23 protein-coding genes are annotated in these 22,855 nt (G+C 40.9%); 12 read left to right on the top strand and 11 right to left on the bottom strand.

The window, feature by feature from the left end; genetic code table 11:
• Positions 1-96 precede the first annotated feature (96 nt).
• The gene (locus tag H5201_RS12640; protein ID WP_145242020.1) at positions 97-525 is read right to left on the bottom strand and encodes an organic hydroperoxide resistance protein; all 429 of its coding nucleotides are present in this window, start codon (positions 523-525) and stop codon (positions 97-99) included.
• A gap of 125 nt (positions 526-650) precedes the next feature.
• On the opposite strand from H5201_RS12640, the gene H5201_RS12635 reads away from it, so the two are divergent.
• The 6 genes from H5201_RS12635 to H5201_RS12610 all read left to right on the top strand — a co-directional run bounded on the left by H5201_RS12635 (position 651) and on the right by H5201_RS12610 (position 5,835).
• Positions 651-1,082 carry a MarR family winged helix-turn-helix transcriptional regulator gene (locus H5201_RS12635; RefSeq protein ID WP_182784713.1) on the top strand — a complete coding sequence of 144 codons (432 nt, stop codon included), beginning with the start codon at positions 651-653 and terminating at the stop codon, positions 1,080-1,082.
• A gap of 104 nt (positions 1,083-1,186) precedes the next feature.
• A complete protein-coding gene (locus H5201_RS12630; RefSeq protein ID WP_182784711.1) occupies positions 1,187-2,197 on the top strand; it encodes a zinc-binding alcohol dehydrogenase family protein in 1,011 nt (336 codons plus the stop codon).
• Positions 2,198-2,559: 362 nt separating this feature from the next.
• Positions 2,560-2,790, top strand: a complete 231-nt coding sequence (locus tag H5201_RS12625; RefSeq protein WP_182719062.1) for a helix-turn-helix domain-containing protein — start codon at positions 2,560-2,562, stop codon at positions 2,788-2,790.
• A 64-nt stretch (positions 2,791-2,854) separates the two neighbouring features.
• A complete protein-coding gene (gene astB / locus H5201_RS12620) occupies positions 2,855-4,201 on the top strand; it encodes an N-succinylarginine dihydrolase (RefSeq protein WP_149981885.1) in 1,347 nt (448 codons plus the stop codon).
• Between the two features lie 3 nt (positions 4,202-4,204).
• Complete coding sequence (locus tag H5201_RS12615; protein WP_182784710.1) at positions 4,205-4,753, top strand: GNAT family N-acetyltransferase; 549 nt, start codon at positions 4,205-4,207, stop codon at positions 4,751-4,753.
• 86 nt (positions 4,754-4,839) lie between these two features.
• Entirely contained in the window at positions 4,840-5,835 is a 996-nt protein-coding gene (locus tag H5201_RS12610) for a DUF4382 domain-containing protein (RefSeq protein ID WP_182784708.1), read from the top strand.
• A 198-nt stretch (positions 5,836-6,033) separates the two neighbouring features.
• Here the strand turns inward: H5201_RS12610 and H5201_RS12605 are convergent, their stop codons facing one another.
• Positions 6,034-6,888 carry a mechanosensitive ion channel family protein gene (locus tag H5201_RS12605; protein WP_145242032.1) on the bottom strand — a complete coding sequence of 285 codons (855 nt, stop codon included), beginning with the start codon at positions 6,886-6,888 and terminating at the stop codon, positions 6,034-6,036.
• 345 nt (positions 6,889-7,233) lie between these two features.
• Here H5201_RS12605 and H5201_RS12600 point away from each other — a divergent pair, with 345 nt between their 5' ends.
• Positions 7,234-7,914: an SDR family oxidoreductase gene (locus H5201_RS12600; protein WP_182784706.1), complete on the top strand. Its 681-nt coding sequence runs from the start codon at positions 7,234-7,236 to the stop codon at positions 7,912-7,914.
• A gap of 58 nt (positions 7,915-7,972) precedes the next feature.
• Here H5201_RS12600 and H5201_RS12595 read toward each other — a convergent pair whose 3' ends face one another.
• The 3 genes from H5201_RS12595 to H5201_RS12585 all read right to left on the bottom strand — a co-directional run bounded on the left by H5201_RS12595 (position 7,973) and on the right by H5201_RS12585 (position 9,223).
• A complete protein-coding gene (locus tag H5201_RS12595; RefSeq protein WP_182740469.1) occupies positions 7,973-8,140 on the bottom strand; it encodes a hypothetical protein in 168 nt (55 codons plus the stop codon).
• The gene (locus tag H5201_RS12590) at positions 8,141-8,677 is read right to left on the bottom strand and encodes a hypothetical protein (protein WP_182740470.1); all 537 of its coding nucleotides are present in this window, start codon (positions 8,675-8,677) and stop codon (positions 8,141-8,143) included. It lies immediately after the preceding gene.
• Between the two features lie 129 nt (positions 8,678-8,806).
• Positions 8,807-9,223 (bottom strand): hypothetical protein, encoded by a 417-nt coding sequence (locus H5201_RS12585; RefSeq protein ID WP_182740471.1) that lies wholly within the window; start codon positions 9,221-9,223, stop codon positions 8,807-8,809.
• Positions 9,224-9,502: 279 nt separating this feature from the next.
• On the opposite strand from H5201_RS12585, the gene H5201_RS12580 reads away from it, so the two are divergent.
• Positions 9,503-11,095, top strand: coding sequence for a carboxylesterase/lipase family protein (locus tag H5201_RS12580; protein WP_182784704.1), 1,593 nt, complete (start codon positions 9,503-9,505; stop codon positions 11,093-11,095).
• A gap of 44 nt (positions 11,096-11,139) precedes the next feature.
• On the opposite strand, the gene H5201_RS12575 is transcribed toward H5201_RS12580, so the two are convergent.
• The 4 genes from H5201_RS12575 to H5201_RS12560 all read right to left on the bottom strand — a co-directional run bounded on the left by H5201_RS12575 (position 11,140) and on the right by H5201_RS12560 (position 14,727).
• Entirely contained in the window at positions 11,140-11,937 is a 798-nt protein-coding gene (locus tag H5201_RS12575) for a response regulator (protein WP_182719069.1), read from the bottom strand.
• Between the two features lie 25 nt (positions 11,938-11,962).
• Complete coding sequence (locus tag H5201_RS12570) at positions 11,963-12,679, bottom strand: Sir2 family NAD-dependent protein deacetylase (RefSeq protein WP_149981893.1); 717 nt, start codon at positions 12,677-12,679, stop codon at positions 11,963-11,965.
• Positions 12,680-12,696: 17 nt separating this feature from the next.
• The gene (locus tag H5201_RS12565; RefSeq protein WP_182784702.1) at positions 12,697-13,623 is read right to left on the bottom strand and encodes a GGDEF domain-containing protein; all 927 of its coding nucleotides are present in this window, start codon (positions 13,621-13,623) and stop codon (positions 12,697-12,699) included.
• Positions 13,624-14,097: 474 nt separating this feature from the next.
• Complete coding sequence (locus H5201_RS12560; protein ID WP_182784700.1) at positions 14,098-14,727, bottom strand: NAD(P)-dependent oxidoreductase; 630 nt, start codon at positions 14,725-14,727, stop codon at positions 14,098-14,100.
• 114 nt (positions 14,728-14,841) lie between these two features.
• Between H5201_RS12560 and H5201_RS12555 the strand changes: the two genes are divergently transcribed.
• From H5201_RS12555 to dld, 4 genes are all read left to right on the top strand, one after another.
• The gene (locus H5201_RS12555) at positions 14,842-15,726 is read left to right on the top strand and encodes a LysR family transcriptional regulator (protein WP_149981896.1); all 885 of its coding nucleotides are present in this window, start codon (positions 14,842-14,844) and stop codon (positions 15,724-15,726) included.
• A 129-nt stretch (positions 15,727-15,855) separates the two neighbouring features.
• Positions 15,856-16,413, top strand: coding sequence for a DJ-1/PfpI family protein (locus H5201_RS12550; protein WP_182740475.1), 558 nt, complete (start codon positions 15,856-15,858; stop codon positions 16,411-16,413).
• 30 nt (positions 16,414-16,443) lie between these two features.
• Entirely contained in the window at positions 16,444-16,842 is a 399-nt protein-coding gene (locus H5201_RS12545; RefSeq protein WP_149981898.1) for a ribbon-helix-helix domain-containing protein, read from the top strand.
• A gap of 7 nt (positions 16,843-16,849) precedes the next feature.
• Complete coding sequence (gene dld, locus H5201_RS12540) at positions 16,850-18,538, top strand: D-lactate dehydrogenase (RefSeq protein ID WP_182740476.1); 1,689 nt, start codon at positions 16,850-16,852, stop codon at positions 18,536-18,538.
• A 38-nt stretch (positions 18,539-18,576) separates the two neighbouring features.
• Here dld and H5201_RS12535 read toward each other — a convergent pair whose 3' ends face one another.
• Both H5201_RS12535 and H5201_RS12530 read right to left on the bottom strand, forming a co-directional pair.
• A complete protein-coding gene (locus H5201_RS12535; RefSeq protein WP_182784698.1) occupies positions 18,577-21,498 on the bottom strand; it encodes a TonB-dependent receptor in 2,922 nt (973 codons plus the stop codon).
• 162 nt (positions 21,499-21,660) lie between these two features.
• The gene (locus H5201_RS12530; RefSeq protein ID WP_182719074.1) at positions 21,661-22,776 is read right to left on the bottom strand and encodes an FAD-dependent monooxygenase; all 1,116 of its coding nucleotides are present in this window, start codon (positions 22,774-22,776) and stop codon (positions 21,661-21,663) included.
• Positions 22,777-22,855: the final 79 nt, after the last annotated feature.

Genomic DNA, 22,855 nt, shown 5'->3' with positions numbered 1-22,855 from the left:
AAAAAGCTCATAGTTATAAACTATGAGCCACAAAAAAGGCGCATTTAAAATAAAAATGCGCCTTTAAAAATATAAATTATTCAAATTTACAATAAGTTAGATAACCGACAATTCAATTGCGATATTACCACGAGTAGCATTTGAATATGGGCAAACTTCGTGTGCTTTAGCCACTAACGCTTCTGCGGTGTCTTTATCTACATCACCGACAAAAACAGCTAATTTTACAGCGATACCGAAACCACCTTCGATTGGACCAATCGATACTTCTGAATCAATGCGGGTATCAGCAGGTAACTTAACTTTAGCTTGGCCTGCGACTAATTTTAATGCACCAATAAAACACGCTGCATAACCCGCTGCAAACAACTGCTCAGGGTTAGTACCTTGACCATCATCGCCACCTAACCCTTTTGGAGTTGAAAGTGCCACATCTAAACGGCCATCGTCTGATTTTGCAGTGCCCTCGCGGCCACCCGTTGCAGTTGCTTTAGCTGTGTAAGCGACTTGTAGTAATTCTTTCATAATGTTTTCCTTATTTAAGGTTGGGACTAAATTTATTTTGCATGCAAAATAATAAAGTAGTTTATTGAGCATTGCAAATATTTTGCATGCAAATTAAAATGCAGTGTCATCATTCGAGAGCTACTATGAAATATCCACAATTGAAATTAGATAATCAAATTTGTCATCGTCTGTATATGGCCTCCAATTCAGTGGTACGCGCCTATCGAGATGCACTAAACGAACTTGAACTGACCTATCCACAGTATGTGGTGATGATGGCGCTCTGGGAAGAAGATGAGATCAGTATTGCACAGCTGCTGGAGAAAACCGCAATTGATGGCGGCGCCATGACACAAATTTTGAAAAAAATGACCGATAAAAGCTTATTAGCCGTGGTTAAAGATGAAACAGATAAACGTAAGCGAGTCGTAAAGTTACACAAACATGGCATACAGCTGCAACAACAAGCAGCGAACATCCCTGAGCAAATTCGTTGCCGTTTTCCATCTATTACACAGCAAGAAGCCACACAACTAATTACTTTACTTGATAAACTCAATACTGACTTAAGTTAATTATCAAAAATTTTGAGAGAGATTCGTGTATACATACCCCACTCTTTTTCTATTATAAAACTGCGTTATAGTGGGTGCAGCAAAACAATTTAACGGAGCAACTCATGAAAGCCATTGGATACCAAACAGCAACCAAAACACTTAGTAATCATTCTTTCGAAGCCATCGAGTTACCTATTCCAACAGCATCCGGTCACGATTTATTGGTCGAAGTAAAAGCAATTTCAGTTAATCCTGTCGATTCGAAGATCCGCGCAAATGTTAGCCCTGAACAAGGTCATAAAGTCATTGGTTGGGACGCTGTTGGGATCGTAAAAGCTGTTGGTGATAAAGTAAGTTTATTTAATCTGGGCGATCGGGTTTATTACGCCGGTGATTTAACGCGCTCAGGCAGTAATGCTGAATTTCAACTAGTTGATGAACGTATTGTTGGCCGTGCGCCTATTACCTTGAACGATGCCCAAGCTGCTGCGTTACCGCTAACCAGTATTACAGCCTGGGAATTACTGTTTGATCGTTTGCAAATATCACGTTCCAACAATGCAAAACCAGCTTCATTATTAGTTATTGGTGCCGCAGGCGGTGTTGGCTCAATTTTAGTGCAGTTGGCTAAACAGCTAACCAACTTAACGGTGATAGGCACAGCATCACGCGTAGATAGTGTTAGCTGGTTAAATGCGCTAGGTGTTGATCAAGTGCTTGATCACTCACAAAGCTTAGATACACAACGAACAGAGCATAATCTTGCCGAATTTGATTATGTCGTTAGCCTCACTCATACCGATCAACATCTTGATGAAATTATTAAAGTGATCAAACCACAAGGTAAATTAGCTTTAATAGACGACCCAGCAAGTTTTGATATTTTAAAACTCAAGCGCAAAAGTATCTCGCTACATTGGGAGTTTATGTATACTCGTTCAATGTTCCAAACTGACGATATGATAGCGCAACATCAGTTACTTACTGAATTAGCAGAGCTAGTTGATAACGGCATCATTAAAACTACCTTAGGCCAACATTTAGGAAAAATTAATATAGAAAACCTGCTCAAAGCGCACGCAATATTAGAATCTCATCAATCTCGCGGTAAGCTGGTACTTGAAGGGTTTTAAACTTACTTAATATTATTGCGCGCTCATCTGAACGCGCAAATAATTCCCCTTCTGCTCCAGCAAAGTGCAAAGCCATCATTATTTTTCACTACATTAGTGCTTATACTCAATCATACAACAACGAAAAAACCTTAAGCTATTGATTTGTTTTAACTAAAAATAATTATTAAGACTGGCACAGATCTTCCTTACAAAAGAGTAACTCACTAATCTGAGTTTTACCTTCATTTACCTCGTCTACAGGGAGCGAGCTATGACTAATATTTATCATATGTTGTATTTACTATGGCGCTTAGATATAAGCATTTGGCATATTCACCATGCTAATGATCCACATACCACCGCAGAAAAGGAGCGTGAATATGTTAAGTAACTACCCGCACTTAGATGAAGCGCTTAAAAAGTTGTCGGTGCATCAATTAACAATTAGCCAAGCCTCTGAGCACTATGATTTACCCAAACGAGTGATCTATAAAGCACTGCGTCAACAACAAGCAAAAATAGCACAGCAAAAAAGCTATCTACTCGCAGCACAAAAACGTTTGCAACAAAACTTGCAGAGCGTAGAACTAGAATTAGCTAATTTTAATTAACCTACTACAGATTATTTTCTGTATAGTTTAAATACACTAAAATTAGTAAAATTGCAGGATAACTATGACAGCTGTAGAAGTTAATTTTGATGGCCTTGTAGGCCCGACTCATAACTACGCGGGATTATCATACGGTAACGTAGCATCATTAAATAATGCGGCCAGTTACTCCAATCCAAAAGAGGCGGTACTGCAAGGCTTAGCGAAAATGAAAGCTATGCATGACTTGGGGCTAACTCAAGGAGTATTTGCCCCACATGCTCGCCCTGATATAAATGTATTGCGTCGTTTAGGATTTACAGGCACTGCTGAACAAGTGATCAGTAAAGCGTTTAAAGCTGATCCTGTTTTAGTTCGCGCATGTTATTCAGCATCATCAATGTGGACTGCCAATGCCGGCACTGTATCACCATCAGCCGACACACTTGATGGCAAAGTTCACTTTACTGCTGCTAATTTGAATAACAAATTTCATCGCTCCCTTGAGCCTCAAACAACAACACGATTACTTAAAGCCATGTTTAATAACGAAGGCTACTTTAGTCATCATACCCATTTGCCAGATCAAGGTTTTTTTGGTGATGAGGGCGCGGCTAACCATACTCGCTTAGGCGACGAGCATGGTGTTCAAGGTTTGGAGCTGTTTGTATATGGTGCCAGCGCATTTAACAGCGCACTGCCTAAGCCAGTTAAATTTCCTGCAAGGCAGACACTTGAAGCATCCCAAGCAATATGCCGACTACATCAGCTAAAACCATCTAGCCAATTAATGATTCAACAAAACCCTGAGGTGATTGATCAAGGGGTGTTCCATAATGACGTAATCGCGGTGGGTAACGCCAATGTATTACTCTGTCACGAGCAAGCTTTCTTAAATCAGCCTCTCGCCCTACAACAAATAAAAGATGCATATATTGGCGACAAAACACTGCATATTATTGAGGTGCCAACAGCCAAAGTAAGCGTGCAAGATGCTGTAACTAGCTATTTATTTAATAGCCAACTGGTTAGTTTAAACAATGGCAAAATGTTACTAGTTGCTCCACAAGAATGTAAAAACAATCAGGCAGTTAACAGTTATATTGAAGAAATGATCCTTGCAGACAATCCAATTGATCAAGTGCAATTTTTTGATTTAAAACAAAGCATGCAAAATGGTGGTGGCCCTGCTTGCTTACGTTTACGTGTAGCGCTAAATCAGCAAGAACTCGCGGCAGTCAATCCTGCGGTTATTTTAAACGATAGTAAGTACCAACAACTATGTGATTGGGCAAATAAGCACTATCGTGACAAACTTAGCAATGATGATTTTGCAGATCCAAACTTGTTACGTGAAAGCTGGCAAGCGCTGGATGAATTAACTCAACATCTGCACCTAGGCTCTGTGTATCCATTTCAATTAGAAGGATAAACCATGCAAGATACAAGCGTTGTAGATACGCAAATACATAAAATCAGTTCACTAGCGGGATATCAGCAATCGCTAAATCATTTACTGGTTGATAGCGTTAACAATGGTGCATCGATTGGTTTTATCGCGCCATTGACGCGCGCACAAGCAGATCACTACTGGCACAGTATTGAATGCGATTTATTAAATGATAGCCGCGAATTATTTGTTATCACCGAAGGATCTGAGGTAATTGGTGCAGTGCAATTATCGCTGTGTCAAAAAGCTAATGGCGTTCACCGCGGTGAGGTTGAAAAGCTAATGGTACATAGCCAATACCAAGGCCAAGGATTTGCAAAACAACTTATGCATACCCTTGAAAAAAGTGCGCTGCAGCAACAATTAAAGCTACTGGTACTGGATACCCGCTTAGGCGATATTGCCTCACTTTTATATGAAAAATTAGGCTATATAGAAGCCGGTGAAATACCACAGTTTGCCCTTAGTTCATCGGGCGAATTACAAAGTACTGTGCTGTTTTATAAATTACTTTACGCACCTCTTAGCCACTAAAATAACATTTAAATAACAAGTTCAAGTTCGGTTAAGCTGGCTACCCTATACTCACGGTTGTTTTGAAAATAATTAATGGGGTAGTTATGAACATTAGGTTAACCGCTTTAACAACTGCAATTTTATTAGCTCTTACCGCATGTGGCTCATCTAATGATGATTCACCAACGACACCAGAGCCGCAAAAATCAACCTTTAGCTTGGGTGTTTCAGATGCACCAATCACTGGCTTAAAACAAGTAAACGTGGTTTTTGATCGAATCACCTTAAAATCACAAGGCGGTGAAGAATATAGCTTTGCCACCGTTGACAGTAATGATTCAACAAAACCGCAAATGGTTAACTTACTTGACTACACTGGCGATGACATTTTCTCGTTATTAGACGACGAAGATGTACCTGCTGGCGAATATTCATGGATCCGTGCTGATGTGGTCAATGGCGACACAAACGACCTTGCAACCACTTCGCACGTTGTCTATGAAGATGGCAGCATTGCACCACTGGTTGTCAAACGTAAAGGCAATGACGGTGTTGGCGAAATCCAACTAGACGGTTTTACTTTAAATCAAACAGACAATGAGTTTGTACTTGAATTTGATTTGAAAAAGTCTCTTGTTGATCCACAAAATAGTGAAGAAATATTTTTAAAACCACGCGGTGTGCGTTTAGAAAATCTATCTGAATCACAAGACATTGAAGGCACAGTAAGTGATGCGCTTATCGCCAACTGTGAAACAGATAACATCGCCCTTGCCGCTGAAGATGGCTCATTTGGTCATGCGGTCTATCTTTATAGCAGTGATGTAGCAGCACCACTTGATAATTATGAAGTGAACGAGGATGAAACACCAGCTGATGCGCCATTGGCAACAGCTAATGTGGTATTTGATAGCGACGACAACCAATATGAGTTTGAGCTTGCTTTCATAACCCCTGGTGACTATCAATTAGCTTACACCTGCGCGGCACACATTGATGACGCTGAACTACAAGACGAAGTATTTACGCTTTATCAAGTTAAACCCGTTACGGTAACCGCTAGCGATGACCTTGATGTGACTTTCACTATCAGTCAATAATAGTTAGCCACTATAAAATTTGGCCGTGTAAATCATGCCGTTCAGTGAAAATTAATTGCTCCGCTGAAAAGCCTTAATACCAACAAAAAAAACCAGTCAGTGTTAACTGACTGGCTTTTTTACATTCCTTGGTAGCAAGCATCTACTCTCAAGGAATAAAATAGGTGGTAATTTCAGAGCTTGCTCACTCCTCGTTATTTATACATCCTTGTTAACGGTTATTGCCGATGCCATCGACTCCGATATATGTAACGTACGCTGCGGAAATGGAATTGTCAGTCCTGCTTGCTCAATAGACTCTTTTACGCGTTTATTAAGATCCCAGACTGTTTGCCAATAATCACCGTTAACTGTCCACGCACGTAATTGAATATTCACTGAGCTTTCAGCTATCGATGTCACCATCACCTTAGGTGCTGGATCCGCTAATAATCGGCTTTCTGATGCGGCTATTTCTTTAAGTACATTTAAGCCATCATCTATTGAGTCAGCAAACGAAATACCTACTACAATATCCATGCGTCTTTTACCATTGCGAGTGAAGTTTTTAATATTGCCACCCCACACTTTGCCATTTGGCGAAGCGATATACAGGCCATCATTGGTTTTAAAAATAGTTGTAAAGAGGTTAATTTCACTCACAGTACCCGTTGTGCCACTGGCATCAACAAAGTCACCAACTTTAAATGGCCTAAGTATTAATAACATAATACCTGCGGCAATATTACTGAGGGTATTCTTTAACGCAAGGCCAATCGCAAGGCCAGCCGCCCCCATAAGTGCTATTAAACTGGCTGTATTAACACCAAAAATATCTAAAATAAACAACCCTGCAATGATATACACCAAGTAGCCCAGCACACTCGATAAAATTGGTAGTAAGGTTTTATCCATTTTCTTAAGAGGCGACTTAGAGTTTTGGATCGCTCTTTTAACAGAGCGCGCAATTAGAGCACCAGCTATAACAATAGCCAACGCTAGAATCAGTTTATAACCTAGAGTCATTATGGTTTCTGAATGATTTTGCCAAAACACTAATAACTTATCTTTCACTGTTTATTTCCACTAAGTAATTGCTGCAATTGAGCAAGGTTTAACATAGCTTACACAAGGTTAAAACCACATTGTTATAAGCCAATAAGTGTGAGCTGCTATAACCATTTGCGATTTGTAGCCTGCTAAAAATAAGCTGGCCTCAAAGCGAAACCGCGCGATTATATAGCATAATAAATATAAACCTAACTTTTTATTTTAATCTTTAAAAACAATTAAAAATCATATAGTTAAATCAAGCCAGCAAGTTGGTGTAATAAGCATTCAATGGAGGTTAATCCTTCATTGTTACCATCACCACTAAGAGTATCAAACCTAGTCTCAGATTTAATCGAGGAGCAAGTCATGAGTAAAGAAAAAGTTGTACTTATTACAGGCGCTTCCAGTGGTATTGGTGAAGCAACAGCAAAAACCTTAGTCGCAAACGGTCATAAAGTAATTTTGACCGCTCGCAGTGAAGACACACTTAATGCGCTGGTTGAAGAGTTCGGGGCTGATAACGCATTAGCAGTTTGCGCAGATGCCACTGATTTTTCATCGCTTGAAAACGTAGTTAATACAGGTATAAAACACTTTGGCCGCCTTGATGTTGCATTTGCCAATGCCGGTATGGGTGTTCAAACGCCAGGTGTTGAAGAGGGCGATCCTGAGCAATGGCAAACAATGATTGATATTAATATCAATGCACTGCTTTACACCGCAAAACTCACTCTGCCACACCTAAGAAAAACCACAGGACACTTTATTTTAACCAGCTCAGCCGCAGGACGGATTTCCCTTAAAGGCTCTGTTTATGGCGCAACAAAATGGTTTGCTTACGGTTTTGGACAAAACTTAGCTGAAGAAATGAAGCCATGGCAAGGACGCTGCACCACTATTGCCCCAGGCATGGTCAATACGCCTTTTTTTGATGAAGCAAAACCCGACAAACTCGACCCAAATGATGTAGCCGAGGCGGTACTATTTGCTATAGAGGCAAACCCACGTTGCAATGTACGAGAGTTATTTTTGATGCCGAGTAATTAACGGACTCGACAGTAATAAATGCCCTTAACAGGGCATTTAATTTGATCCAAGCAGTAAATTAATTACTGCAACTTAAACGCGCCTGTTTTAATCGGTTAATTGATGCGATAACTTGCGCAATCGTACCATGATTGATCTCGATAACTTGCGACTCACTTAACGCATCTTTATTTTGCAGAGCATCAATAATTAAGCTGTACTTGTTTTTATACCTAAGTGGATTCATCTAGGCTGATTGCCGATAGTGATCAACAGCAAAACTAAATAAAACTTTGATCATAAAAAATAGACTCACCATCAAAAACCACGTTGGCAGCGATAAGTAAATCAACAAAAAGATGCCATAACACATTAAGTTTGCAGCAATAAAACCCTGTATTAATTTACCATGTAACGCATTAACAACAGATGCTGCCACTATCGTATATGCCCATATAAGCAGTGCAGTATCTAGTGGCTGTGAAAGTAACCACGCAATCACTATTATATGAACGTGAATGGCAATAAAAATCAGCCTATTTTTAGGACGCTTTGTGTAAAACTCATTGGTACCAAGAGTGAAATTAGCAATACATCCTGCTAATACGTCAGCAATTAATATAAAAGCTAAGATTGCTCGCCAATTATCGAGTTTAATCTCCGCAACCGAATAAATAACCCAACTGCCGACTAAAGCAAACAAAATAGTACCGGTGATCTCTAAAATCGATTGTTTTTCGCCAAACACTTCATGCAAAAATTCAGGGGTTTTAAAATACTTCATTGTTAAACATTTCCTTATTTAAATTAAATTTTTGAACAACGACTTTCCATGTTTTTAACTATGCAAGTAGGTGACAAGATAAGCACCACTAGCAGCCAACGAAATAACATTATCTATATAGACACGCCATTAATTAAAAAAACACCGTAAAGGTAGCTGGATATGCTCAGGGATCTGATCAGAGATCACATACTTTTTTGCATCAACTGTGACTTCAAATAAAAGATACTCTGAATTTCTGCCAATATAACGCTCACCTATATTTGGCGTTATCTTATATATATTTCCGGTAAGAGTAAGCTGACTAGAGGCTGATATCTTTTCAAACCCGCCGTAAGGGCTGAGATGACCCTCTACGTTGTGATCTTTTAAGTAGTCGTTTCGAGGATGGCCAACCCATATAGGTTCGACACGAATTTCACTACTTTGAAATAATTTATTTGCTTGATAATGAATGGGCTCAAAGCACTGCTTCTCTATTTTAATATCACTGCAACCACTGATAGATATCACAGCAAGTATTGTAATATACTCAATGTATTGCATATCAACGTATTCCTTTACATACACTTGGATCTAGCTATTGGCAGCACTGCAATGCTAGCATTTTTATAACCCACATTTGGGTAAGTTATTTGCTTGAGTAACGAAAGTATTTTTATGTAGCAATAAGTCTAGCATTGATGAATTAATAATCTAATAAATACAACGAGTCTCTCGGTATAGCATTTGATTATTCTCTGTATAGCCACTTTTTATTATACGAGTCTAGATGCTACTATCTGATAACTATAGACATTAAAACAACCATTACAGGGCTTAAAAATGGTATTGCGTTCTCTTAAATCTCTGCTTTTTATTCCATCACTGATCGCTACTATTTTTATTCTACAAGCTTGCTCCGAGCCATCCCAAAATACCATTGCTGATGTAACTGGCGGCAAAATTCAAGGTACTGATTCGGGTAAAGTGATTTCTTTTAAAGGGATCCCTTTTGCTGCTCCGCCGATAAATGATAAGCGCTGGCGCGCACCGCAACCAGTAACTCACTGGCAAGGTGTAAAAAGTACTACCGAATTCGCAGCAGATTGCATGCAAAAACCATTTGCTGGCGATGCTGCACCACTGGGAACCCCACCAGCTGAAGATTGTTTATATTTGAATGTGTTTAAGCCTGCAAAACAGAGTAAACAGCCTTACCCAGTAGTGGTGTGGATTTATGGGGGTGGCTTTGTCAATGGCGGTTCATCTCCTGGTGTGTATTCCGGTGAAAGTTTTGCAAAGCAAGGTGTGGTGTTTGTCAGCTTTAATTATCGACTTGGCCGGTTTGGTTTTTTTGCTCATCCAGCACTGAGTAGCTTTGAAAATGATGCTCTTGGCAATTATGCCTTCATGGATCAAATTGCAGCATTAAACTGGGTCAAAAGTAACATCAGCCAATTTGGTGGTGATCCTCAGCAAGTCACACTGATGGGCGAATCTGCGGGCGGTAAGTCGGTGCATGCAATGATGCAAACCTCTGCTGCACAAGGATTATTCAATAAAGCTATTATTATGTCTGGTGGTGGTAGAGAGCTTTTTAATCAACTGCCACTAACCAGTGATAATAAAAATATCCTATCAGCTGAGCAAGTGGGAGTTAACTTTGCAGCTCAGCACGGTATAACAGGCGATAATAAAGCAGCATTAAACGCACTGCGTGCGCTAAGCGCCGAGCAGCTTGTTGATGGCCTTAACTTAGCAAATATGACCCCTTCCCCAGAAGCGCCCACCTATGTAGGCGGGCCCATTTTAGACGGTATATTAGTTAGTTCATCGACCGAAGAAGCATTCAACGAAGGTAACTTTAGCCATGTTCCCACTATGGTTGGCACCACAGATAAAGATATTGGCTTTGCAATTTACAGCACAAAGGAAGCATTATTTAAAAGTTTTGGCTCACGCGCTGAGCAAGCCCAACAAGCTTATGACAGTAAAGGCAACACAGATCTCGCAATACTTAATTATGAAACTGGTCAAGACCTCTTAATGCAAGAACCTGCTCGTTTTGTTGCTCAACAAGTGAGTAAATTTTCACAGCCCGCGTTTATTTACCGATTTGGCTATGTAGCACAAACAGTTACTGCACAAGGCGCAGCGCACGCGACTGAAATACCTTACTTTTTCAATACAGTAACAACTAAGTATGGCCATATTACCACCGAGCAAGACAAACAAACGGCTAAAACAATGCATCGTTACGTTACTAATTTTATTAAATACGGCACACCCAATGGGCCGGGGTTATCTGCTTGGCGCGCATTTAAAGAAGATGAGCGCTATATCCTACAACTGAATAAACAAGGTACTGCGACTTTTTCACCAGATCCTCTTGAAGCTCGTCTTGATGTAACACAAGCTAAAGCCTCAATAAAATAGTGTTGAAGTAACTCAGCTTGCTATTAAGTCATTTAGGTGAATATCTAAGACATTATTTTAAATAGCAGCTCTCTTACTGTGGCAGGTTCAAATGGCTTGTCACATATGGCATCTACACCAGCTTGAGCAATATTAGCTAAATGAGTGTCGTTTGCCTCAGAACTCACCATCAAAATAGGAATATGCGAGTAAGCATTCGAGCTTCTTACGGTCTCCGTTAGCTCTTTGCCATCCATTTCTGGCATATTGTAATCAGTAACAATTAAATCAAATGATTGACTATTAAGGTGTTCAATCGCCTGTTTGCCATTTTCGGCTTCTACAGGCGTCGGTATTCCCATTCCAGCCAAGACCCTAATAATATGCTTACGAGCAAAACGACTGTCATCAACCACAAGTACACGCAATAGCGTTACATCAAAATGCTCTAACTCAACTTCTTCTTCAGTGATGATATCTAAGGTTGCCTTTAACGCACGCGTAATTGCCTCAGCGCTAAATGGCTTTGGTAAAATAGCTAATACCCCTGACTGCCTTAACTGTTCAAGATAGGTTTTATTGCGCTCTGTTGATACCAGCATAAAAGCTTGATGCTCAATACCAGGGGTTACTCTGATTTTTTGCAATAAAGAGTCAGCGCTACCGTCAGAAAAATACATGCTGCTAATAACCAAATCCGGCTGATAATTCTCCAGCATTGTTAACGTTTTCGCTTGAGAAGTGGCAGTTTCAATTTGTGACACACCGCATTGAGTAAGTGACTTTATAATAAGCTTTTGCTGAACATCTGAAGGCTCTACTAATAATATTGATAAGTTGGCTATTGCTGTTAAATCTTTCATTTAAATCTCTTCAGTGTTGCTATGTTTAGTTACGTTGAATATAGTCTAATGCAGTCATTTTATGATAACTCACATTACTATACATAACATGCGCAGGTTCTGGATCAACGATTTCGATTGGGATATCGTAATTGCGTGCCACTTCTAGCGCCATTTGGGTAATATTAACGCTAAACGAAGTGCCAATAAAAACGATTTTATCGGCATCAAGCATCCGCTGTTGTGCTTCGCTAATACGATAAAGTTCAGTGTAGTATTCATCAAATAACAACACAAAAGGCTTTAAAGATTGATCCACCACTGGCTGCTGGTTTTCAATGTTAAACAGCTCAAGCAGTGACTCATGTAAGCGGCTTTCGTCTACATTATCCCACGGTGTCGTATGCGCTTTCACATCATCGCCTTGATGATGAAACAAAGTCATTTGATCAAGCCGGCCATGAATGGCGATATAGTTTTTATTGCCTGCTTTGCCATCTAGCCCGTCAATATTTTGTGTGATCAGGTTTTTATCGCTCAACCACTGATGAACTTCGTTAGGACCGTGGTTGCGATAAGTAGCAAAGCGATGATAATACCAAGCTAAAAACTCCCGTGGGTTGTTTTCATACATAGCACGCGTAGCCATTTCCATTGGCGTATAGTTTTTACTGCCAATAGTCCAAAACCCATCTTCACCTCGAAAGGTAGGAATGCCGCTGGCGGCACTCACACCGGCTCCGGTTATATATAATGTATTCATAGCGTTCCCAATAAGCGCTAAACACACGTTTGATTTTTGCCTTGCTTCTTTGCTTGATAAAGCAATTCATCCGCTTTGTGCATCGCTTTATCAATCGGCACATCCGCAGTTAGTTTACTGATCCCCATGCTCACTGTAACAGCCAGCTGGTTTACACCAATATCTAAACGATTTTGTGATAAAGCATAATGAATATCGTTGGCAAATTGTGTCGCTTGTTGTTTATTTTTATGGCGTAGAAAAAATAAAAACTCTTCACCGCCCCAGCGCGCCACCATATCATTTTCACTTAACTGAGCAACAAATAAATCAGCAAGGTGCTTTAGTACTTCATCGCCAACTGAGTGACCATATTGATCATTAATATCCTTAAAATTATCTACATCCGCAATGATAATACTCCCAGTTAGCAGCTGGGCATCAAATTGCTCGAGTTCCGCCATAGCATAACGTCGATTGGGCAGGTTTGTTAAATGGTCGCGAGTCGCTAAATATTCATTTTTTTGAACAAGTTCAATCAAACGGTGGCTATACATTTGCCGAAAATATTCATAAAAGCCACTCAACAGAGCAACAATAATAAAAGAAGCAATAATACGAATTGGAAAATAAGCCGAGTAGCCGCTGTAAAATTTAAAGTAGCTCGATAAATAAAAGGCGCCAGTTACGCAAATTACAAAAATAATTAAATCAATGATTCCCCGTTTAAAACCACGCACAAAAAAGGTTACCGGAGATACAATAAAAATCCAAATAGGCCCAGTACCATGGCTCCCTCCTGTAAGTACTAAATAAATCATTAAAGCATATAAAGTATACAAAACAATTAAAGAGGAAATCTCGACTCTATCACCAAGGCAAAAAGGGGAAGCAAGTAAAATTGATGAGCCTAATAGAGGGTAAACCAAAGTAGATTGATTATTAAACAAAGCGATTATTGCCATACAAAGCGTTGTCAACGTACCTATTACGGAAAAGAACCTAATAATAAGTTTTCGTTCGGCCATATCAGAATAGCTAATCATCAATACAATGCATCACTTATCAATAGTAAAGGCAATCTTTGCATGCAAAAACTGATTGTAAGATTGCACTAAAATTAAAATAATTAATCAGTTACCAGTTCAAATATAGTCTAGACATGAGATCATTGTAAAAGTGAAAGTAATAAATAGTTGCTAAAAGTAAGCTTACACGCGAATAACATCCTGGTATTACTAAGCTGAGCAAATAGGTTTTGCCATATCATTGCTTCAAAAAATCGGCTGCTCATTAGCAATAACCTTTAGATTTAGCTTTACCTAAGTTGCAAAAGGCTCAGGTAAAGCTGGTTAAAGCTGGTTAATGCAAAGGATAAAAGTGGGTTCAAAAGTATCATTAAATAATCATACTTTATTTGTAAGCCCTGCGAAAAACCCTTAATAAGCGACGCTCATACGTTGATTAATATGCGCGGCATTTTGCACTTCATCCAGCATAGCAATCGCGTAATCAGTCACTGATATTTTGCTTTCACCTTGTTCATTAGTAAAAAACGCATCGCCACCAATACGATACGGACCTTCACTTGCGCCAGGGTAAATAACCGCGGCAGGGCTTACAAACGTCCATTGTGTGGTTGTGTTTGTTGCTTTAAATACACTGAGAGCCTCACCTTGCGCCAACGCTTCATCTTTATATTCAGCAGGAAAGTCCGGCGATGACACTAACGTAACACCAGACGCAACTTCTAAACTACCTGCACCACCAACCCACAGTAAACGAGTACTGCTACCTGACAGTGCAGTTAATAAACGCTTGGCCGTTTGCGCAACTAATTCATGGTTACCCGCTGCACGTCCACCGATTGAGGCAATCACCACATCAGCGTTCGTTAATACTTCTGCAATGTCATTTTGAGATTGTAAGTCAAACTCTTCTACCGCTGTACCGTCAGTCACCTTATCCGCATCACGAACAACCGCCGTCACATTGTGACCATTAGCTTTTGCCTGCGCCATGATGTGGCTACCAATCCAACCTGTTGCGCCTAAAATAGTAATATTCATGTCTGTATCCTTAAAAAAGTATTAATCATCTGAGTTGATGTAATCAGTTTACTTGCTCATTAATTGATGATAAATAAACCTTATAGATACACATTAGTTCACCTTAGGATGCTAATGGATAAGATAACTGCAATCCAAAGCTTTGTTGAAGTCGCCCGCAGTGGCAGCTTTACAAAAGCAGCTGCTCACTTAGAGCTCAGCCGCTTACAAGTCACCCGCCACGTACAAGACATTGAGCAGTGGCTGAGCTTGCGATTATTTCACCGCACCACCCGTAAAGTCAGCTTAACCAATCAGGGCGAAGAAGCGCTTGCCTACTGTAAGCAAATACTCAGCACCGTATTGGATTTACAAAGTAGAGCACATAACCATAATAACGAGCTGGTTGGTACCATTAGAGTCGCAGCCCCTATTGGACTTGGCCAAAATCTGTTGTTTGATGCAATTGAAGAATTTGTTGCTATACACCCAAATACTCATTTTCAGCTAGTACTCTCAGATCGGTTATCACAACTGGTTGATGAGCGAGTAGATATAGCACTGCGCTATACTCATGAGCCTGATGAGCAATTAATTGCGCGTAAGCTTATGTATATCAATACGGCTATTTGCGCCTCCCCAACTTATTTGGCGAACAACAGTCCAATCACTAAACCGCAAGATTTATTGCAACACAATTGTTTAGTGCATAGCGGTAGTTCAACATGGCATATTATTAGTGATAACGAGGATGAAAAAGTCACCGTAAAAGGCAGTATTAATGCTAATGATATGTCTGTGCTACTAAAAGCAGCAATCAAAGGAATGGGGATCGCAAATTTGCCGTGTGACTTGGCAAATCGCTATTTAGAGCAAGGTAAACTGGTTAAAGTGAATCCATCTTTTTCATCACCTGGCCAGCATTTATGGGCTGTGTATTTATCTCGTCATTATCAACAAAATGTGGTCAGAGCGTTTATTGATTTTTTAGCGCTGCGATGGCAACAAGATATCCTATAAAATGACTGTGTAGTATTAGAATATTACCCGTTACTGATTAGTGTATGTTTTACTAGGAGCTCATTGTATTAGAGTGCACTTAATCTCCACTCTGATACGTTTACGCACAATTAATATCTGGAGCAGAACATGGCTAAAGTACTTATGATCACCGGTGACTTTGTAGAAGACTATGAAAACATGGTGCCTTTTCAAGCATTATTGGCGATGGGTCACCAAGTTGATGCTGTATGTCCTGATAAAAAAGCAGGTGATACTATCGCCACCTCAATTCATGATTTTGAAGGCGACCAAACCTATACTGAAAAGCGCGGTCATAACTTTGCGCTAAACGCGACATTTGCCAATATTAATGCCGCTGATTACGATGCCCTGTATTTACCCGGTGGCCGTGCCCCTGAGTATTTACGCTTAAACGCGAAAGTAATTGAAATAATTCAGCATTTTGCTACAGCGGATAAACCCATTGCCTCTATTTGTCACGGCCCGCAATTGCTCACAGCGGCAGGAGTTATTGAAGGTAAAAAAGTATCCACTTACCCTGCTTGCCAACCTGAAGTGAAAATGGCGGGTGCCGAGTACGTTGAATTACCAATGGATGGCGCCATTACCGATGGCAAACTAGTAACAGCACCAGCATGGCCTGCACACCCTGCCATGTTAAAACAGTTTGTAGCCTTGCTATAATCGCAGTTCAGCAGCATCAAGAGGTTAATCATGTGCCAACTTTTTATTAATGCCGACAGTCGGTTATGGACCTGTCGTACCAAATCACTGCGGATTGACGGCGTTGTTACGTCGATTCGTTTAGAAGAGTTTTTTTGGGATATTTTAGAAGAAGTGGCATTTCGTGATCAAATGACCGTTAATCAAATGATCACTAAGCTGTACCTTGAATCTCTTGATGCTGATCACGACATTGGTAATTTCACTTCATTTTTACGTGTCTGTTGTTCGCGTTATTTATCGCTGGTGGCCGATGGCAACTTAACCCGCGAAGATGCGATACCTTTAAATGATATCGACGCGACACAAGTTTTAGAACAAGAAAAATTGCGTACCAGTGTGCGCAAAAGCCAGTATATAGATACATCGTTAAAGTCTTCACTTAACTAGAGTTTTCATGTCACAATCCTCCTTAGTTCGATCTTTTAAAAAGATTGTTGGCGCACGTTATGTATTAACGAGCGATCGTGCAACTGCTCCTTACCGTAAAGGCTTTAGAGAAGGTCACGGTCCGGCACTAGCAGTAGTAAAACCGGCAACACTATTACAACAATGGCATATTTTACAAGCCTGTGTAAGTGCAAAGGTCATCGTTATTATGCAAGCCGCAAATACCGGTTTAACGGGCGGCTCAACACCGACACAAGGTTGCGATCGCAATACGGTGATCATCAACACCTCGCGCCTTAACGACATTCAAGTATTAGCTGAGCAACAACAAATTGTCGCGTTCCCTGGGGCGAGTTTGTTCTCATTAGAAAAAGCCCTCGCCCCATACGGCCGAGTACCACATTCAGTTATTGGCTCATCATGTATTGGCGCATCGATTGTCGGTGGGGTATGTAATAACTCAGGTGGGGCTCTAGTTGAGCGAGGCCCAGCATATACTGAACTTGCCTTATACGCCCAAGTAAATAGCAATGGTAGCCTCAGTTTAATTAATAATTTAGATATTGAACTTGGCGATACACCAGAGCAAATACTCACTAATTTACAAAATAAAAAATACCGCACCCAAGATGTTAAAACGACAGCTAAGAAAGCATCCGATCGCGAATATGCCGATTGGGTTCGTAAAACAGATGATGATACCCCGGCACGATTTAATGCCGATCCTCGGCGTTTACATCAAGCCAGCGGCTGTGCGGGAAAACTAGCTGTATTTGCCGTACGAGTAGATACCTTCGCAAAAAATCAACAAGAACTGACGTTTTACCTCGGTACTAATTCCTCCACTGCGTTGCAAGCGGTACGAAAAACGTTATTAGAGCAAGCCACCAGCTTGCCTGTTTACGCCGAATATTTACACCGTGATATTTTTGAGCTTGCTGATAATTATGGTCGAGATACGGTATTATTAATTAAACATCTTGGCACCAATTGGTTGCCTACTTTTTTTAATATTAAGCGCCAGCTCGATTCCGTCTGTCAAAAACTGCCTTTTATACCCAAAAATGCTATTGATAAACTAGTTTATCGCTTCGCAAAACTGTTCCCAAGCCAAACACCCAATAAGCTCAAGCAATGGAATAGTCAATATCAACATCAGCTCATTTTGACAGTTAAAGGCGAGGCGCATCAACAAACTCTTGCATTGCTTGAACACGTTCAAAAAGACTACCAAATTGATTTTTTTCAGTGTAGTGAGCAAGAAGCTAAATCGGCATACTTACTGCGTTTTGCTGCCGCAGGTGCTGCTGTGCAATATGCCAAAATAAATCATCAAGAAGTCGAAGATATCCTCGCGCTGGATATCGCTTTAAAACGTAACGACAACGAATGGTTTGAAAAATTACCGCCAAGCATCTGCAATAAATTAGTAGGGAAACTGTATTACGGGCACTTTTTATGTCACGTATTTCACCAAGATTACTTAGTGCGTAAAGGTGAAGACGGCAAAGCAATTAAAGCAGCCTTACTTGAGTTATTAGAGCAACGCGGCGCACAATACCCCGCAGAGCATAATGTAGGGCATCATTATGATGCAAAACCAGCCCTTGCTGATAACTACCGCAATTTAGATCCAACCAATAGCTTTAATGCGGGCATTGGCGGCATGTCTAAAAAGCGCGATTATGCTAAGTAAGCTAGTAAGCGCGATTTTACATCGCGCTGTTAGCACACTTAAAAACTGTAATTAATCCCAGCATAATAACGGCGGCCTGAATAACTAGTATTAAGTAGCCGCGCATCGGTATCTTTACCCAAACGTGTTACCGACTCCGATTGCGTTAAGTTAATTACCGCTGCGGTAAGGCTTAAGTTATCGGTAACGTTATATGCTGCGTTTACATCTACTTGCTGGTATGGGTCTTGGTAGACATTTAAACCACTGTTAATACCGAGCACCGTTTCACCTCGTTTATTGTACGAAGCGCGAATATTAAAACGATCCCCTTCATAATAAACGGAGGTGTTATATTGATAGTCAGCACTGCCTATTAATGGCGACTCTGCTAACTTTTCACCTGCAACTGTTACATCGGCCTGATTGGTGTTGTTATACGTGTAGTTTGCGTAAATACCAAAGCCACTATCAAAGGCGTGTTGAATAAACACTTCCACCCCTTTTGATACCGCGTCAGTACCATTACCTACGGTGCTATACGGTGAAATGCTAATAGTACCAGCATCAACAAGACCTGCTTGCCCTGCAAATTCACGCTGTGAATCAATCACCAGTGGCACGATAAAGTTATCGACCTGTTTATGAAATAACGCTACACCTAATGCAGAACCTGGCGCGTAGTAATACTCAAGAGATAAATCGGCTTGTACTGACTCAAACGCTTTTAAATTTTTATTACCACCACTGCCACTAAATCCGGGTTGTTCATTAAAAGCGGCGCGATCATCTGCCCATTCGTCCGACACATAAGTAATACGCTGTTGACTACCCAAATCGCCGTAATCGGGGCGCGACATCACTTTAGCAAGCGCACCACGGATCACCACATCATCACTGGCATCCCACGCAATATTTAAACTCGGCAATACGTGGGTGTCTGTTGTTTGCTGGGTGATCAACTGGTATTGCTCAACTAAACGATCATCACCGGTGATTTGCTCGCCCGTTTCGTCATCGGTTTCATCCAATAAAAAGGTATAGAGATCGGTTGAAGCACTGCTAGTCTTGGTTTGTACAACGCGCACACCAAAATTACCGCGTATATCTCTGTACTCAAAATCACCTTGTAAATAAAACGCACTGATCTGCTCGGCAATATCATAGACAAAGTTATCTTCAATTCGAGTATACGGCACATAGTTACTGTAAATATAATCGCGATATTTATGCCAATTAATAGTTGGCATTAAATTGATATTAAAGCCACCAGCAATATTGCTTTCACCTTCCACATTAAACACATCTTGTGCCTGTGGCATACCATTATTCCATTGATAGCTATCAAATTGCGTGATACCGCTTGCGCTTGCCTCGCCTGCGGCAATATCAAAACTCGGATCAAGGAAAAAGTTGTTGCCCGTTTCGCGATGCAGTGATGCATCGCGGTATTTTGCACCAGTGCGAATGGTGGTCAATATGCCCCAATCAACATAAAAATCAACGTCAGCTTGGTAGTACTTTTCTGCTAAGGTGCTACGTACAAAACTTGAGTTCGATGAGCCTGCATCACGACCTCCGCCAACACCTGCGAGCAAGTTATTGAGTGTATTTGGGTCTATCAGCATCGAAATACGGTCATCACTGATTGACCAAGCGGCACTTTGCGAGGCGTTCTCAATATTACTTTGCCCCTCACCCGCGTTTGAGCTTTTATACGCTGCTTGCCAACTTTCTTTTGGCCCGCCTTTAGCTTTAGTTTTACCAACGACAAAGCGTGCTGTAAAGTTGTCGCCTTCGTAGCTTAAGTTAAAATCAAAAGTATCAGAGGTTGACTCTTCATCCACATAACTGCCGCGCAACCACGGCAATTGCATATCTTTTTCAACGCCACTGGCCATGGCACTGTAGTCCATGCCATTTACAATTGTGCCACTTTCATCAAGTGTAATACCGGTTAAAAAGTCAGGATTTAACGCCCATTCCGGCATATCAACGACCGAGTCGCTGCGTTGTTGCTTTAAACTAAAACCAAAGTAATTAAAACCTAGTTCAATGCGATTAGTTGGTCGCCACTGAGTCGAAAACTGCACGCCTTCACGTTCACGTTTTTCATTCACAACAGAGCTGCGCACCACCTGCGGAAACCACATATTCTCATAACGTTGCCCGTTGGCATCAGTCACCGCGCCCCAGTCATTACTGTTATTAACCTCGTTACCATTTATATCAACAGCTTGCTGACCTGTGTAACGCCAAACATTGGCATCTGTGCCACCAGAGAGCGTACGGTTGGTGCGCTCTTGACGGGTATAGCCAAGTAAAAAACCAAAGCTATCGCTATCGTTTTTCCATGAATACAAACCAGTAAACTGAGGTTCATAATCTTCCGTTACATCTGCATAAGTACTTTCAACATTAAAAACGCCCGAATTAGCATCCATATCCAATGGTTTGCGGCTATGCATTAACACTGTACCACCGACGCCACCTTCATCTAGTCGCGCTTCAGGTGATTTGAATACTTCAACGCTTGCGATCATCGCTGATGGGAGTAAAGCATAATCAAATGAACGAGATGGCTCTCCTGGTGACGAGGCAATAAAATTACCATTTAACTGCGTGTAAGTAAGATCAGACGATAAACCACGAATACTCACCGTTGATCCTTCACCGCCTTCACGTTCAATCACTACACCCGGCACACGGGCTAATGAATCAGCCACGTTTTTATCCGGGAATTTACCAATGTCTTCAGCGGTAATGGCATCAACCACAGAACTTGATAAACGCTTCACCGCTAAGTTTTCAGCCATGCTAGAGCGAATACCTCGCACCTCAATCACTTCCATATCTTTTTCTGTTTGAGTGCCTGTTAATTGCTCGGCAGCCGCCGCATTCATAGCACTAAAAACCGATAAACTAATAACTGAAAAACGCAGCGATGCTGCTAAAGGCGAGTAACACGTTGAGGTTGACATTGAATGTACGAGTCCATTACTGGTTAACAATTGTAAAGGCGGCAATTGTACACAGCCAGACTTAATGGATTGTTAACCACAACTTACAAGTAACTGAATAAGCGAGCAAATAACCACCTCATAAATAGCCTTGCTCGCACCTAAATAACAGAGCTCGATAGGTTAATTACTCAAGCCTTGCATCCATAACGTTACTAACTGCTGAGCAGAGATACCTAGCGCTGGTGTCTCATTGGTATCAGCTGCTGTAGTGAAAATTTTCTGCGCGACTTGCCGACCAACAAGTTGAGAGGCTGAGGTTTTATCTATGCGTTGTTGATAAAAAGCCGTTAAGGCGTGCTCTAAATCATCATACTTTTCTAACACCCGTACAAGATGCCAAGCATCTTCTAGCGCCTGACATGCCCCCTGCCCTGAAGTAGGTAAAGGAGCATGAGCCGCATCCCCCATAATCAGTACATTACCTTGATGCCAATATGGCAAACGGTCAATATCGTGCACAAATATTCGTTTGAGTGAGTTTTCATCATAAGACTTAAGCACCTGCTGTACTGCATCTGGCCAAGTTAAAAAGCGTTGGTGCATTTCTTCATACCAAGCAGATAGCGGCCGCGCTTTATCAATATTTGTACTCCACCCGGCAGCCCAATAACAAAGGTCTGCTTTAACAGGCACAATACCAAAGCGCTCGCCACGGCCGCGAAAATCATGGATCACATTATCTAAAGTGCCTGGTTTTAACTGGCTAATAGCAATAATATTAATAAACCCCTGATACTGAGGAGTGATTTTTTCAGCATATAAAAATTGCCTTACCACCGAGTTCATCCGCCCATCAGCGCCCACAACTAAATCAAAATCTTGTTTTAGTTGAGCAATCTCTGATACGGTTATTGCGCTGTTAAAATGTATGTTTACCCCTAAATCAGCTAATGTGCGGCCCAACACACTCATAAGATCACGGCGCAATATACTGATACTAGAAAAACCACTGAGTGTATTTACTTTTGCAATATCAAATTCACTTTGCACCGTGCCATGCTGATCACACTGACGCATAAACAAAGGCATACCGCCCAGCGCTTGGATCTGTTTATCCAAGCCCATTTGCTGTAACACAAACATTGCATTCGGCCATAACGTTACCCCGGCACCAATAGAGGAAATCTCACTATCGCGCTCAAATATGTTCACCTGATAACCTTTTCGTGCTGCAAGAATGGCCAGCGCTATCCCCCCGATGCCCGCACCCACAATGGCAATTCGCTTGCTGTTCATATTCTTTACCTCAATAATTAACTGAATAACCATTATCACAAAGTCATTTTTTAAGATAAATTAGTAATAATTGCGTTAT

It is taken from the genome of Pseudoalteromonas sp. SG43-6 (genome assembly GCF_014164365.1).
In the GTDB taxonomy this organism is placed as follows: Bacteria; Pseudomonadota; Gammaproteobacteria; order Enterobacterales; family Alteromonadaceae; genus Pseudoalteromonas; species Pseudoalteromonas rhizosphaerae.
Note: the sequence above shows the minus strand (reverse complement) of the source record. Positions and strands in the feature narration are given on the sequence as shown.